The following is a 13,006-nucleotide window of genomic DNA, read 5'->3' on the forward strand; positions in this document are numbered from 1 at the left end:
GTCAATGACCAAGTCGGAGCTGATTGCCCGTCTGGCCGAGCGTTATCCGCAGCTGGTTGCAAAGGATGCGGATTTCGCTGTCAAGACCATCCTTGATGCGATGTCCGACGCGCTGGCGAACGGACAGCGCATCGAGATCCGTGGTTTCGGCAGCTTTGCGCTCAACAGCCGTCCGCCACGCATCGGCCGCAATCCGAAGTCGGGCGACAAGGTGATGGTCCCGGAAAAACGGGTGCCGCACTTCAAGCCCGGCAAGCAATTGCGGGAGCGCGTGGATGCGATGGTGGGGCAGCCGATCATCGATGACTGAGTGGTTTGCAATGAATAATGGAACGGCATCTTCGGATGCCGTTTTTTTTCACGTACAATTCTGACGTTCCGCTCCCATCTACGATAAGGGGAATCCCTGCCATGAAAATCCTGTTCAGAATATTCGCCGTGATTCTTTTTATCGTGTTCTTCGGCTTCGCCCTGAAGAACACTCAGGAAATCAGCCTTCAGCTCTTCATGGGGTACGAAATTCGCGGTCCGTTGGTATTGTTGCTGCTTGGTTTTTTCGTGGTTGGCGCGGTACTCGGCGTGCTTGGAATGGCGCCGACGCTGTTCCGCTATCGCCGTGAAGCAGCAAGGCACAAGAAGACCATCGTCGCGATGGAAAAGAACGCGCAGGAGCAGGCTCTGGCGCGGTCGCAGCCGCCGCAGCCGGAAACGATGGCGCATCTGTGATGCGCTTGGATAGTTGATTCTCACCGATACGATATTTCATGGAATTTGAAACCTGGTGGCTGCTGGCGATCCCGGCCTTTTTCACGCTGGGCTGGCTGGCCGCGCGTGTGGATATCAAACAGCTGGTCTCCGAATCGCGCAGCCTGCCGCGCGGCTACTTCAGAGGATTGAATTTCCTGCTGAACGAGCAGCCGGACAAGGCGATCGATGCCTTCATCGAAATCGTCAAGCTGGATCCGGAAACGGTCGAACTGCATTTTGCACTGGGTAACCTGTTTCGCCGCCGTGGCGAGACCGAGCGCGCAATCCGCGTTCACCAGAATCTGCTGTCGCGTCCGGATCTGCCGCAAGACCAGAAGGTGCATGCGCAATATGAGCTTGGTCAGGATTACCTGAATGCGGGCCTGCTGGATCGCGCGGAAGAAACCTTCAACCAGCTTGTCGATACGCAATATGGCGCGCAGGCACGTCGTGCCTTGCTGGAAATCTACCAGCGCGAGAAAGAATGGATGCGCGCCATCGAAGCAGCGCAAGCGTTGCAGGAATCCGGTGCAGGCGGTCGTCAGACCGAGATCGCGCAGTTCTATTGCGAACTGGCGCAGGATGAACTTGTGCATACGCATCCGGATGCCGCCATCACGTTGCTGGACAAGGCGCTGGCTGCTGACCGCACCAGCGTGCGCGCAACCATCCTGATGGGCGATGCGCTGCTGGCCAAAAATGATATCGAGGCGGCATTGATGGCGTGGCGTCGCGTCGAGCATCAGAGCGTGCCGCATGTCGCCCTTGTGGCACAACGCCTGATGGACGGTTATCGTGCGGTCGGACGTCCGCAGGAAGGATTGAAGCTGCTGCGCTTCTATCTCGGTGAAGCATCGTCGATCGATCTGATCGAAGTGGTGTTCAAGGCCGTACTGGAACTCGAAGGCGTAGATGCCGCGAATCAACTGGTCAGCGATGAATTGCGCCGTACGCCGACGCTGCTCGGACTCGACAAGTTGCTGGAGGCTCGCCTGATGGATGCGCCGCCGGAAATGCGCTCCGAACTGTCGATGGTCAAGAATCTGGTGCATGGCTATACGCAGAAACTGGCCCGCTATCAATGCAGCCATTGCGGCTTCAAGGCGCGCCAATACTATTGGCAATGTCCAGGCTGCAGCAAATGGGAAACCTATCCGCCGCGCAGGACGGAAGAGCTGAATGTCATGAACTGATTCACCATCCGCCGTTAAGGCGGATTTTTCTTTCCTCTTTCTCTTCTTTTCAATTCCCCGTTTTTATGGGATGTCGGCTGGCACGATTTATTGATACCTTGCTCACGATTTCTTTTGTCTTGTTGTCAAGAAATCGACATGCTCATCAATATCAATCAATGGGAAGGAGAAAGTCATGTTGAAGAAATGGTTGCTGGCAATCGCTTCGGTACTGGTAATCGGTACAGCATTTGCAGGCGTCGATGTGAACAAGGCGGATCAGGCAGCATTGGATAGCGTGCGCGGTATCGGCCCGACGATGTCGAAAGCCATTCTGGAGGAGCGCAAGAAGGGTAATTTCAAGGACTGGAATGACCTGCAGACGCGCGTCAAGGGAATCGGCGACAAGAGCTCCGAGAAATTTTCGCAAGCAGGCCTGACTGTCAACGGCGCTTCCAAGCCGGGCGTGAAGCCTGCGAAGCAGGAACCAGCGGTCGCATCGGCACAAGTCAAGGCGGGTAGCACAAAGAAATAAACGCCTGATCAAACAGGCGATTGATCGTCTTCAAAGCCCCGGCACGCCGGGGCTTTTTCATTTGGAGAGCAAAGATACGCTGTCAGGCATCGTCGATTAAAATGGCATTTTTCAGGAAGCGGATTCAATTTCATGCAATACATGACGATCGAAGACACTATCGGCAATACGCCGCTGGTGCAACTCAAGCGCTTGAACGGAGAAGACACGGCGCGCCGCAACAATGTCATCCTCGGCAAGCTGGAAGGCAACAATCCGGCCGGTTCGGTCAAGGACAGGCCGGCGTTGTCGATGATCAAGCATGCGGAAGCGCGCGGCGACATCAAGCCGGGCGACACGTTGATTGAAGCGACCAGCGGGAATACTGGTATTGCATTGGCGATGGTAGCTGCGATGCGTGGCTACAAGATGGTCCTGCTGATGCCGGAAAACTTGAGCGAAGAGCGACGTCAGAGCATGGCCGCTTATGGCGCCAAGATCGTGCTGACGCCGAAAGCTGGTGGCATGGAATATGCCCGTGATCTGGCGGAACAGATGCAGAAGAACGGCGAGGGCATCATCCTTGACCAGTTCGGCAATCCCGACAATCCGCTGGCGCATTACGAAAGCACGGGGCCGGAATTGTGGCAGCAGACGGAAGGCCGTATTACCCATTTCGTTAGTGCGATGGGAACGACCGGCACCATCATGGGCGTATCGCGCTATCTGAAAGAAAAGAATCCGGAGATCCAGGTCATTGGCGCACAGCCCGAAGAAGGTTCGCAGATTCCCGGCATTCGCAAATGGCCGGAAGCCTATCTGCCGAAAATCTACGATGCGGCGCGCGTCGACCAGCTCGAATACGTAAGCCAAGCCGCAGCGGAGCAAATGGCCCGCCGGCTGGCAATCGAGGAAGGAATCTTCTGCGGAATTTCCGCAGCAGGAGCATGCGAGGTTGCCTTGCGCATCTCGCAAACGGTCGAGAACGCGACCATCGTCTTCATCGTCTGCGATCGTGGCGATCGCTATCTATCTACCGGCGTGTTCCCGGCCTGATATCTCTCCGACGGACGTTGAAAAACAGCCGGATTATTCCGGCTGTTCCACCGCAGTATTGACTGACGGTGCGGCGTCCTTGTCCTTCGGTTTGAACTGCTTGTCGCTGATACGGAATTTATCGCGACGGTCTCCCATCAGGATGCGCAGATCACGAATGCTCAGGTCGCTGACTTCGTGCATGCGAATCAGCAGCGAGGCGCCGACCGGCAGACGACGGTGGCGGATCTTGCTGATGACGGGCGGTGCAACTTCCAGTGCGCGCGACAAAGCTGCATCGTTTTTCAGATGCAGTTTTTCGATCAGCGAATCCAGCAGGTGGTTGGGATCGTAGTTGACCTGATCGGCCAGTCGGTTGCTCGTGGTTTGAGTGTCCATAGTAGTCATAATTTCTTCGATGTCAAAAAATCAAACAAGGATCGGGACGAATCTTGCCGTGCGAATCATCATGGCGATCATTGGCTACTGATTGGAGTCTTGTCACATTGGTAAAGTTGCAAATGGTGACGTTTTTTCGATAAAGAAAAGTTGTCACCATGCAATCCAATATAGCAAAGAGTCCCAGGAAAGCAATTAAAGCCCCGAATGCTTTGGGTCAACGGTTCGAGCCTGCCCTTTTGGCCGGAGTTCCCATTATGCAAACGTTTTTACCAAATAAAGTTGCAAAGAATTCATCTTTATTCAGATATTTGCCGACAGACAATGTCTATTGGACATCCCCATTATATGGGATGTTTGAGAATAGCGTAAAAAACAGGCAACAGAATCATTGCTTATGGGTATGAAGCTGCAATGCTTTCCAGCCTTGTTGTCCGAGCCGGCGCAAGGTCTCCATGTTTTTCTCGAAGATGCTTTCGGCTTCCGGATAGGCTTCCACTGCGCGGTCGATGCTGGATTCGCGCAGCAGATGCAGGATGGGGTAAGGCGAACGGTTCGTGTAGTTTTCGATATCGTCCGGCAGGCTGTCGGCAAACTGATAGTCCGGATGAAAACTTGCGATCTGGATTTCACCCCGCAAGCCGCAAGTATCGACCAGCGCATCGGCGGCATCCAGAAAGTGGTTGTAGTCGAGAAAATCTTCCAGTATGTCGGTCAGGATCAGCAAGGTCGTATCGACTTGCTGCGGATCGCTTCCCTGCAGATGATGCAGCTCGCTTTGCAGTTCGGCCAGCAGGGTATCGGCATCGGCGGCAGTACTGACGATGTAGCGAATCTGCTGCTTGACGTACACCGCTTTGGCAAACGGGCAGAGATTGAGCCCGATGACGGCTTTCTCTATCCACTGTTGTGTGGCAGCGATGGCGGTTTCGGAGGAAGTTTGCGGCATGGTCATGAGGTCTAAGAGGCAGTTCCAGGCGCTCATTCTAATACCCGGCATGCTGCAGCCGTAAAAGATGGAAGTGTCTGCAGCTTCTATCCACACGATCCCACGCTTCCCTTACAATCCCGCCTTCGCTGACAGAAAGATGCTCGCATGGCACTCAAATCCACTATCTTCAAAGCCGATCTGCAGATTGCCGACATGGATCGCGGTTACTACGGTACGCACGCATTGACGATTGCCCGTCATCCGTCCGAGACCGACGAGCGGATGATGGTGCGGATACTGGCCTTTGCCTTGCACGCCGATCCGGCGCTGGCATTCGGCAAGGGCCTGAGTTCCGACGATGAACCGGATCTGTGGCAGAAGGATCTGACCGGCGCGATCGATCTGTGGATGGAAGTCGGCCAGCCGGACGAGCGGCGCATCCTGAAAGCCTGCGGCCGTGCCGGACGCGTGGTTGTCTATAGCTATAGCAGCGCCAGCGCAATCTGGTGGAATCAGATCGCGGGAAAGCTGGAGCGCGCGAAGAATCTCGACGTCTTCAATCTGCCTGCCGAAACTTGCCAGGCGCTGGCCGGGTTGGCCAAACGCGGCATGCAGCTGCAATGCACGATCCAGGACGGTGAAGCGTGGATCAGCAGCGACGAAGGCAGTGTGCAGATCCAGCCTGTGGCATGGAAGATGACTGGCGGCGGCCGGTGATGACAGTGCAGGTGCTGATGCTGCTCCGTCAATCCAGCCGCTGACAGACGATTATTGCACCCGCGCCGAACGTATGGCGCGGCTCAGGTCGATGACAGACATCGCGTAGAAAAAACTGCGGTTGTACTGCGTGATCGCGAAGAAGTTGTTCGCACCCAGCCAGTAATCGGTCGGTCCGTCGCCATTCTGCAGATCGACCAGACCGTACGACATGTCGGCCGGCGGTTCCGAGGTCGGTATTACCCCGGCCGATTTCAATTCTTCCAGACTGAATTTCGCTGTCAGTCCCTGATTCAGGAAGCGTTGCCAGTCGTTGCGCGTCGGATCGACGACGACGGGAAACGCCAGCGGTTCACCATGCCGCCAGCCGTGTTCGACGAGAAAGTGGGCCACGCTGCCAATTGCATCGACCGGCGAGTTGCGCAGATCGATATGGCCGTTGCCGTCGAAATCGACCGCGTACTTGCGGATGCTGCCCGGCATGAATTGCGGCCAGCCGATTGCGCCCGCGTAGGAGCCCAGCAGCGAGAACGGATCGATGCGTTCATCGCGCGCGAACAGTAGCGTGTTTTCCAGTTCGCGGCGGAAGTAGGCCATGCGCGCGGTGCGATTCGGCGTATCCGGATAGGCGAAGGCGAGCGTGGCGATGGCGTCCATCACGCGGAAGTTGCCGGTATTGCGGCCGTAGATGGTTTCGACACCGAGGATGGCGACGATGATTTCGGCCGGCACGCCATATTGCGTTTCGGCGCGTGACAGTGCATCCGCGTAGGTATTCCAGAAGGCGACGCCGGCATCGATGCGCACCGGTTCGACGAAGCGGCTGCGATAGGCGGTCCAGTTCTTCGGCTTGCCGGGCGGCGCCGGCATCATCAGCTGGACGGCACGTTCGACATACTGCGTCTGGTCCAGCGTGGCCTGCAATTCTGCGCGGTCGAAACCGTTGCGCGCGACCATATCGTCGATGAAGGCATCGATGTCGCTGCGCTGGCTGAAATCGGTGAATGCTTCGCCCTGAACGGGTTTGACGGCTTTCTTCGTCTTGGCCTGCGGCGCAGCTTTGCGGCCGGATTCGCCGGCGGTGGCGCAGCCGGCCAGAGCGAGGATGGAGGAGAGGGCCAGCAGCGAAACGGTCTTTCTTCTGGAAAAGGAAAATTTCATCGAATCTGGTTCAGCAGGGTTTTGAGTTGCGACAGCGTATCCGGTTGCGACAATGCCGGATGGCCGTAGCGCGTTTGTTCATACAGCGACAGAAAATGTTGCAGCGCTTCCTGCATTACGGGTGTCAGCGCAGGACCGTTCAGCAGCCGTCTTGCATAGGTGCGCGGTCCTTCATGCGGACTATGCGGAAAACCGCGGCGTTCCATCCGCCTGCGCAATGACGCATACAGTGCTTCGACCGGATCGTTGTCGCGGCGTCGTCCAGCGAGCAGCGGCACGGCGATGATCAACGTCACGATCGCACCTGCTACGCACATCAGCAGCGCCATCGTCTGCCAGCCGATGTTACCGAAGCCCAGAGACTGCAGCAAATTCTTTTGTCTTTCCGGCGTGTAATTCAATACCCACTGGTTCCAGCCGTTGTCCAGCGCATCCCAGCGGAAGCGCAGTGCAGCGATCCATGAATCGCGTCCGGTATTGAAGTTGATCAAGCCACCGAGCATCGGTTCCGTTGTCGGGGCGATGGCGACGCTGCGTTCGATGCGAGCGGGTGAGACTGCTGCAGTCGGATCGACGCGCACCCAGCCGCGCTGCGGCAGCCAGACTTCGGCCCATGCGTGGGCATCGGATTGCCGCACGGTCATGAAACCGTCGACCGGATTGATTTCGCCGCCCTGATAGCCGGTGACGACGCGCGCCGGAATGCCCATCGCGCGCATGATGACGGTGAAGGCGCCTGCATAGTGTTCGCAGAAGCCGGCGCGTGTGACGAACAGGAATTCATCGATGCCGTTGCGGCCCAGCAGCGGCGGCTCCAGCGTGTAGCGGAAGCCGTATTTATTGTCGCGGAAAAAAGCCAGCACGGTGGCAATGCGTTCCGCATCGCCGGCCACGGAGCGGCGCAATTTTGCGGCGAATTGCAGCGTGCGCGGGTTGTAGCCGGACGGCAATGCCAGCCATGGCTGCAGTTCGGCTTTGGCAAGTTCGGGCTGCAGCATGTAGCGCGGTGTGGAAACGACGTCGTAACGAACGCGCGCATCGATCGGGCGGCGCGCCAGCAGCTGCATGTCCTGTGTCAGGCGTACCGGATTGTCGGGCAACTGTGGTGCGGCTTGCGGCATGTCGAGCGCAAACAGCCACGGACGCGAACCGGGTTCCTGCGTGATGCGGTAGTGCAGCGGATTGCCTTGCGCAGTCAGTGTGCCGGCCGTGTGTTGTTCGTCGTAACGCATCGGGCGGTGTGTCCGATGTTGTGTCTGGTAATGCGTCCATGTCTTGCCGTCGAAGCGGTCGAGCACGATGCCGCGCCAGTAGAGCGCCGAGTTCGGTGGCACGGCATCTGAAAACTGCGCGCGAAACGCGATGTCCTGCGACATCGCCAGCTTGGCGATATTGCCGGGTGACATCTGGTCGGACAGGCCGGTGCGGCCGGCATTGGCATCGCTCGGCAAGCCCCATAGCGGTCCCTGGATACGCGGAAACAGCAGAAACAGCACGACGGTCAGCGGCGCAGCCAGCGCGACAATGAGTGCACCGGAGCGGAAACGGCGCGCCAGCGATGGTACGGTACCGGTGTACTGGAACGACAGTTGCGCGGTGAGCATCGTGACGATTGCAGCGATCATCAGCAGCGCGGTTGCAATGTTCTGCGTGTAGAGGAAATTGGCGAGGATCAGAAAAAAGCCAAGAAACACGACGACGAACAGGTCGCGCTTCGCATGCATTTCCAGCAGCTTGAAGATCAGCAGCAGCGTCAGCATCGCGACGCCGGCGTCCTGCCCGAGCAGGGTCTTGAAGTTCAGGTAGATGCCGCCCATCGCCAGCGCTGCCAGCGGCAACAGCAGCCAGCGTGACGGCAGGCGGTTGCCACGGAAGGTGATCCAGCCGCGCCAGAACAGCAGAATGGCACCGATACCCGTCACCCACAGCGGCAGATGCACGGCATGCGGCGCCAGCACCAGAAAGCAGGCCAGCAACAGCAGCAGCGTATCGGCCTTGTCGCGTGACATGGGACGCGCATTGCGACCGGCAAAGAACCGGACGAGCGTCTTCATGCGCCTGCTCCATCGTCGCCGGCATGCAATCCATGCAGCGCGAGCGCCTGCAGGCACGCTGCCTGATGCGCCGGGCCGACCGCTGGTGGAAAGTGTAGATTGTCGAGCCGGAACGCATACGGCAATCCGCGCGCCTCGGCCATCAGCACCCAGCGCGTCATGCGCGACAGGCGCAGTTCCACATCCATCGTGCGCGGCAGGCGTGCGAAGTCGAGCGACAGTTCGCTGCTGGCGCCGCCTTCGAACTGCTTGGCGATCAGTGCGCTGCTTTCGGTCCGCGCGATCTGCCGCCATGCCAGCAGGCGCGGCGAATCGCCGGCCTGATAGGGGCGGATGCCGGCGAAATCGTCATGGCCGGCGGCGCCACGCCCGTCTTCGCGTTCACCCTGCATGAGCGGAAGCGGCGGCGCATCGTCTTCCGGATGCGGATAGACCAGCGCGCGCAGATCCGGTTTCCAGTAACTCCATGCACGCATCAGTCCCAACGGGAAACGCGTCTGCAGCCGGATGCGCGGTGCCGGCATCCAACCGCGTTCGTGCGTCGATGCACTGAGCGTGACGTTGCTCGCAGCGTGCGCTGCGACGTCGATCGCGTGTTCGATCGCATTATCCGTATCGATGAAGCCGAGCAGAATCGCGTAGCGGTCGTGTGCACGGCGATTGTGCAGATGCAGTTCGAACTGTGCTTCTTCGCCGGCGAATACGGGTGCTGTGCGGCCGGGCGACAGATGCAGCTGCGCGAGATTGCGATGCGTCAGATGCATGTCGATGACGGCGCAGCCGGCGAGCAGGAAGGTCAGGATGAATCCCAGGCCCAGGTTGTAGTTGACCGATGCGATGAAGAGTACGACCAGCATGACGCCGAACACGAGGCCGGCACGCGTCGGCAGGATGAAGACACGGCGCTGGTTCAGCACGACTTCGCCTGGCTCGGCATCGCGCAGCTTCAGCAGCCGGCGCGCGAATCGCTGGCGGAATCGGCGGAAGAAGATTGCCACGGAGGTTGCCAAGAGACTCAGTGTCTCAGACCGGAACCGACTTCATCAGCTGCAGCACGAGATCGCGGCTGTTCAAGGCACTGCCAGCTGCCGATTTCAGCGAACGCAGGCGGTGTGCGGCGACCGGCACCAGCACGGCCTGCACGTCTTCCGGAATCACGTGATTGCGGCCTTCCATCGCCGCCCACGCACGCGCGGCCTGCAGCAAGGCGAGCGTGGCGCGCGGACTCAGGCCTTCGACGAACATGCCGTTCTGGCGCGATGCATGTGCCAGTGCCTGCACGTAGTCGATCAGCGACGGTGCGACGTGGATCGTTTTCAACGCGGCGCGTGCGGCCAGAAGGTCGGTCGGCTGCATCGCCGCCTTCATCGATTTCAGCAGCGTGCGTCTATCCTCGCCCATCAGCAGCGCGCGTTCGGCGGCGGTATCCGGATAGCCGAGCGACAGGCACATCAGGAAACGGTCCATCTGCGATTCCGGCAGCGGAAAGGTGCCGATCTGGTGCGCCGGATTCTGTGTGGCGATGACAAAGAAGGGTTCCGGCAGATCGCGCGTGACGCCGTCGGAGGTGACCTGATGCTCTTCCATCGCTTCCAGCAGCGCCGACTGCGTCTTTGGCGTGGCGCGGTTGATCTCGTCGGCCAGCAGCACCTGCGTGAAGATCGCGCCGGGGTGGAATACGAAGCCGTTCTTTTCACGATCGAAGATCGAGATGCCGACTACGTCGGCCGGCAGCAGGTCGCTGGTGAACTGCTGCCGGTTGAAGCGCAGGCCGAGCGAAATCGCCAGCGCGTGTGCCAGCGTGGTCTTGCCGACGCCGGGCACGTCCTCGATCAGCAGATGGCCGCCGGCCAGCAGACAGACCAGTGATTGCCGGATCTGCAGATCCTTGCCGACGACGATGGTACCGACCTGTACGGCGACTTCGTGCAGTTTTGCGAACATGCGATCTTCCATGGAGAGGCGCGCATGCGGCGCGCACGGTTGAATGGAACGACAGTGAGTGAACGGCAAGGCGTGAATCCGAAGCAGACAGATTCTATGCGAGAACGGCGCGTTGCGGGAGCGTGCAAATATGGGATGGAAGGAACGGAACCGAGGTCAGTCTTTCTGCTTGCGCAGTACAACCCAGAACGCAATGACGGTGAAGGCGGCGACGATGCCGACCACGATCCAGAAACCGTGTGCATGCTCGGCCAGCGGCACACCGCCGACATTCATGCCGAGCAGGCCGGCAATGATGTTGATCGGCAGCGCCAGCACGGTGACGATGGTCAGCACGTACAGGCTGCGATTGTTTTCCTCGTTGACCTGCGCGGCGATTTCTTCCTGCAGCAGCTTGATGCGTTCCTGCAGTGAACTCATGTCGTTCAGCACGACGGAAAATTCTTCGGTCGATTGCCGCAGTTCCTGCAGGTCTTCTTCGGCCATCCATGCCGGCGGTCGCTGCAGCAGGCGGAACAGCGCGGCAGGTTCCGGCGCCAGCAGGCGCTGCAGCCGCACCAGTACGCGGCGCAGTGCGCCGAGATCGGCGCGCCGCTCGGTCAGGCGGCCGGCCAGCAGGTTGTCCTCGACGCGATCGACACGCGCGACGGCATCGCGCACGATGTTGACCAGCACGTCGGCCTGGTCATGGAACAGGTGAATCAGCAGTTCCACCGACGAGCGTACGGCATCGCCCGTTGCCACGGCATGGCGCAGGCGGTCGATGGATTTGAGCGGCGTGCGGCGTGCGCTGACGACGACGCGCCGCGATACGTTCAGCCACAACGTGGCGATGTCGGCCGAATCCAGCGAAAAGTTGTGCAATACATCGTTGACGACGGCGACCAGCGTATCGTTCGCCAGTTCGATGCGGGTGGAGCGCGAACCGTCGTGCAGCGCTTCGACGAATTCATCGGCGACGCCGCCGTGTTCGATCATCCATTTTTCGCTGGCGGTATTGCTCAGGTTGAAATGCAGCCAGAGAAATTCGTTGTCCGAAGAGGAGGGCTGCGCCAGCCATTCCGCGGCTTCCTGCGAACCGATCTGGATGGCGGAGGTATCGCGGCCGAACAGGAATCCCCAGATCAGGCCGGACGGGTCCGAACCGTAGTTGCCGAATGCAGCAGTGGACATGGGGAATGTGGAAACGATACGGAAAGGCTGGCGGAGCGGCCTGCTCGTGAGATGGCCGCTCCGGAATCTGGTCGGGATCCTTTATGCGCCGGATCCCGTCGGCGCTGGCAGCCGCTATTCTGCGCAAGCGATGTGACATCCGTGTGACAAGCGTCCGGGAATGCAGGGGAGAAGCGGCCGAGCAGGTAGAATAGCGGCTCGCTTCATCAGAGAATTCGCAGAGAAATCCGCAGAAAGAGTCACGCATGTCCATCCAATGGTTCCCCGGTCACATGAACGCCGCCCGCAAGAGGGCGGCGGAAGCCATGGAGAAGACCGATCTGGTGATCGAGGTGCTGGACGCACGCGTGCCGCAGGCCAGCCGCAATCCGATGATCGAGGAGTTGCGAACGTTCCGTCAGCGCCCCTGCCTGAAAATCCTGAACAAGGCCGATCTGGCCGATCCGGTGGCGACGAAGCTGTGGATCGATTTCTACAACGCGCAGAAAAATGTCCATGCGGTTGCGCTCAGCTGCAAGAAACCGGCCGACGTCGCCAAGGTGCCAGGCCTGGCGATGAAGATCGCGCCGCATCGCGGCACCGCGCTGAAGCCGCTGCGCATCATGATCATGGGCATTCCGAACGTCGGCAAATCGACGCTGATGAATGCGCTGCTGAAAAAACGCGTTGCCCAGGTCGGCGACGAGCCGGCCGTGACGAAGACGCAGCAGCGCCTTTATCTCGGCAACAACATCGTGCTGACCGACACGCCCGGCATGATGTGGCCGAAGATCGAACATCCGACCGACGGCCTGATGCTGGCCGCCAGCCATGCGATCGGCAGCAATGCCTTGATCGAGGAAGAAGTCGCGACCTTCCTTGCCGATATCCTGCTGCAGCGTTATCCGCAACTGCTGGCGGCGCGTTACGCGCTCAAGACCGACGGCATGGATGGCGTGGCTGTTGTTGAAGGCGTGGCACAGAAACGCGCCTTCCGCATCAAGGGCGGCGACTTCGATCTGGAAAAGGCCGCGCACACCTTCCTGCAGGATTACCGCAGCGGCGCGCTCGGCCGTATCAGCCTGGAGACGCCGGAAAGCCGCGCCGCGCTGCTGGCCAGCTACCAGCCGCCGGAATCGCTGAGCGACGTGCAGGCCGACGACGCGGAAGAGGGCTGAAA

The 13,006-nt window shown here is 59.4% G+C and carries 14 protein-coding genes; 7 read left to right on the top strand and 7 right to left on the bottom strand.

Annotated features, from left to right (window positions below):
* Nucleotides 1-4: 4 nt before the first annotated feature.
* The 5 genes from IEV40_RS06885 (at nt 5) to cysM (ending at nt 3,489) form a co-directional block, all read left to right on the top strand.
* Nucleotides 5-310: an integration host factor subunit beta gene (locus tag IEV40_RS06885; RefSeq protein ID WP_188420262.1), complete on the top strand. Its 306-nt coding sequence runs from the start codon at nt 5-7 to the stop codon at nt 308-310.
* A gap of 101 nt (nt 311-411) precedes the next feature.
* Entirely contained in the window at nt 412-726 is a 315-nt protein-coding gene (locus IEV40_RS06890; RefSeq protein WP_188421095.1) for a LapA family protein, read from the top strand.
* Nucleotides 727-764: 38 nt separating this feature from the next.
* Nucleotides 765-1,940, top strand: coding sequence for a lipopolysaccharide assembly protein LapB (lapB, locus tag IEV40_RS06895; RefSeq protein WP_188420263.1), 1,176 nt, complete (start codon nt 765-767; stop codon nt 1,938-1,940).
* A gap of 175 nt (nt 1,941-2,115) precedes the next feature.
* Complete coding sequence (locus IEV40_RS06900; RefSeq protein ID WP_188420264.1) at nt 2,116-2,454, top strand: ComEA family DNA-binding protein; 339 nt, start codon at nt 2,116-2,118, stop codon at nt 2,452-2,454.
* 132 nt (nt 2,455-2,586) lie between these two features.
* A complete protein-coding gene (cysM, locus tag IEV40_RS06905; protein ID WP_188420265.1) occupies nt 2,587-3,489 on the top strand; it encodes a cysteine synthase CysM in 903 nt (300 codons plus the stop codon).
* 33 nt (nt 3,490-3,522) lie between these two features.
* Here the strand turns inward: cysM and IEV40_RS06910 are convergent, their stop codons facing one another.
* Both IEV40_RS06910 and IEV40_RS06915 read right to left on the bottom strand, forming a co-directional pair.
* The gene (locus IEV40_RS06910) at nt 3,523-3,876 is read right to left on the bottom strand and encodes a hypothetical protein (protein ID WP_188420266.1); all 354 of its coding nucleotides are present in this window, start codon (nt 3,874-3,876) and stop codon (nt 3,523-3,525) included.
* A 379-nt stretch (nt 3,877-4,255) separates the two neighbouring features.
* Complete coding sequence (locus tag IEV40_RS06915; RefSeq protein ID WP_188420267.1) at nt 4,256-4,822, bottom strand: DUF1415 domain-containing protein; 567 nt, start codon at nt 4,820-4,822, stop codon at nt 4,256-4,258.
* A 141-nt stretch (nt 4,823-4,963) separates the two neighbouring features.
* Between IEV40_RS06915 and IEV40_RS06920 the strand changes: the two genes are divergently transcribed.
* On the top strand, nt 4,964-5,515 hold the full coding sequence (locus tag IEV40_RS06920; protein WP_188420268.1) for a YaeQ family protein: 552 nt from the start codon (nt 4,964-4,966) through the stop codon (nt 5,513-5,515).
* Between the two features lie 51 nt (nt 5,516-5,566).
* On the opposite strand, the gene mltB is transcribed toward IEV40_RS06920, so the two are convergent.
* From mltB to IEV40_RS06945, 5 genes are all read right to left on the bottom strand, one after another.
* Nucleotides 5,567-6,676 (bottom strand): lytic murein transglycosylase B, encoded by a 1,110-nt coding sequence (gene mltB, locus IEV40_RS06925; protein ID WP_188420269.1) that lies wholly within the window; start codon nt 6,674-6,676, stop codon nt 5,567-5,569.
* Entirely contained in the window at nt 6,673-8,730 is a 2,058-nt protein-coding gene (locus IEV40_RS06930) for a transglutaminase TgpA family protein (protein WP_188420270.1), read from the bottom strand. The genes mltB and IEV40_RS06930 overlap by 4 nt, the downstream gene beginning before the upstream one ends.
* Nucleotides 8,727-9,728, bottom strand: coding sequence for a DUF58 domain-containing protein (locus IEV40_RS06935; RefSeq protein WP_371870039.1), 1,002 nt, complete (start codon nt 9,726-9,728; stop codon nt 8,727-8,729). Before IEV40_RS06935 ends, IEV40_RS06930 begins: the two co-directional genes overlap by 4 nt.
* A gap of 25 nt (nt 9,729-9,753) precedes the next feature.
* Nucleotides 9,754-10,674 carry an AAA family ATPase gene (locus IEV40_RS06940; protein WP_188420272.1) on the bottom strand — a complete coding sequence of 307 codons (921 nt, stop codon included), beginning with the start codon at nt 10,672-10,674 and terminating at the stop codon, nt 9,754-9,756.
* Nucleotides 10,675-10,830: 156 nt separating this feature from the next.
* A complete protein-coding gene (locus tag IEV40_RS06945) occupies nt 10,831-11,847 on the bottom strand; it encodes a transporter (protein ID WP_188420273.1) in 1,017 nt (338 codons plus the stop codon).
* Nucleotides 11,848-12,092: 245 nt separating this feature from the next.
* Between IEV40_RS06945 and ylqF the strand changes: the two genes are divergently transcribed.
* Entirely contained in the window at nt 12,093-13,004 is a 912-nt protein-coding gene (gene ylqF / locus IEV40_RS06950) for a ribosome biogenesis GTPase YlqF (protein WP_188420274.1), read from the top strand.
* Nucleotides 13,005-13,006: the final 2 nt, after the last annotated feature.

Origin of the sequence: Oxalicibacterium solurbis (assembly GCF_014635845.1) — a bacterium.
Lineage (GTDB): Bacteria > Pseudomonadota > Gammaproteobacteria > Burkholderiales > Burkholderiaceae_D > Oxalicibacterium > Oxalicibacterium solurbis.

Bases quoted from the DNA above. Each gene is read 5' to 3' on its own strand.
- IEV40_RS06915 (WP_188420267.1), bottom strand. From the start codon at position 4,822: ATGACCATGCCGCAAACTTCCTCCGAAACCGCCATCGCTGCCACACAA.
- IEV40_RS06910 (WP_188420266.1), bottom strand. From the start codon at position 3,876: ATGACTACTATGGACACTCAAACCACGAGCAACCGACTGGCCGATCAG.
- IEV40_RS06945 (WP_188420273.1), bottom strand. From the start codon at position 11,847: ATGTCCACTGCTGCATTCGGCAACTACGGTTCGGACCCGTCCGGCCTG.
- IEV40_RS06920 (WP_188420268.1), top strand. From the start codon at position 4,964: ATGGCACTCAAATCCACTATCTTCAAAGCCGATCTGCAGATTGCCGAC.
- ylqF (WP_188420274.1), top strand. From the start codon at position 12,093: ATGTCCATCCAATGGTTCCCCGGTCACATGAACGCCGCCCGCAAGAGG.
- IEV40_RS06930 (WP_188420270.1), bottom strand. From the start codon at position 8,730: ATGAAGACGCTCGTCCGGTTCTTTGCCGGTCGCAATGCGCGTCCCATG.
- IEV40_RS06890 (WP_188421095.1), top strand. From the start codon at position 412: ATGAAAATCCTGTTCAGAATATTCGCCGTGATTCTTTTTATCGTGTTC.
- mltB (WP_188420269.1), bottom strand. From the start codon at position 6,676: ATGAAATTTTCCTTTTCCAGAAGAAAGACCGTTTCGCTGCTGGCCCTC.
- cysM (WP_188420265.1), top strand. From the start codon at position 2,587: ATGCAATACATGACGATCGAAGACACTATCGGCAATACGCCGCTGGTG.
- IEV40_RS06885 (WP_188420262.1), top strand. From the start codon at position 5: ATGACCAAGTCGGAGCTGATTGCCCGTCTGGCCGAGCGTTATCCGCAG.
- IEV40_RS06940 (WP_188420272.1), bottom strand. From the start codon at position 10,674: ATGTTCGCAAAACTGCACGAAGTCGCCGTACAGGTCGGTACCATCGTC.
- lapB (WP_188420263.1), top strand. From the start codon at position 765: ATGGAATTTGAAACCTGGTGGCTGCTGGCGATCCCGGCCTTTTTCACG.
- IEV40_RS06900 (WP_188420264.1), top strand. From the start codon at position 2,116: ATGTTGAAGAAATGGTTGCTGGCAATCGCTTCGGTACTGGTAATCGGT.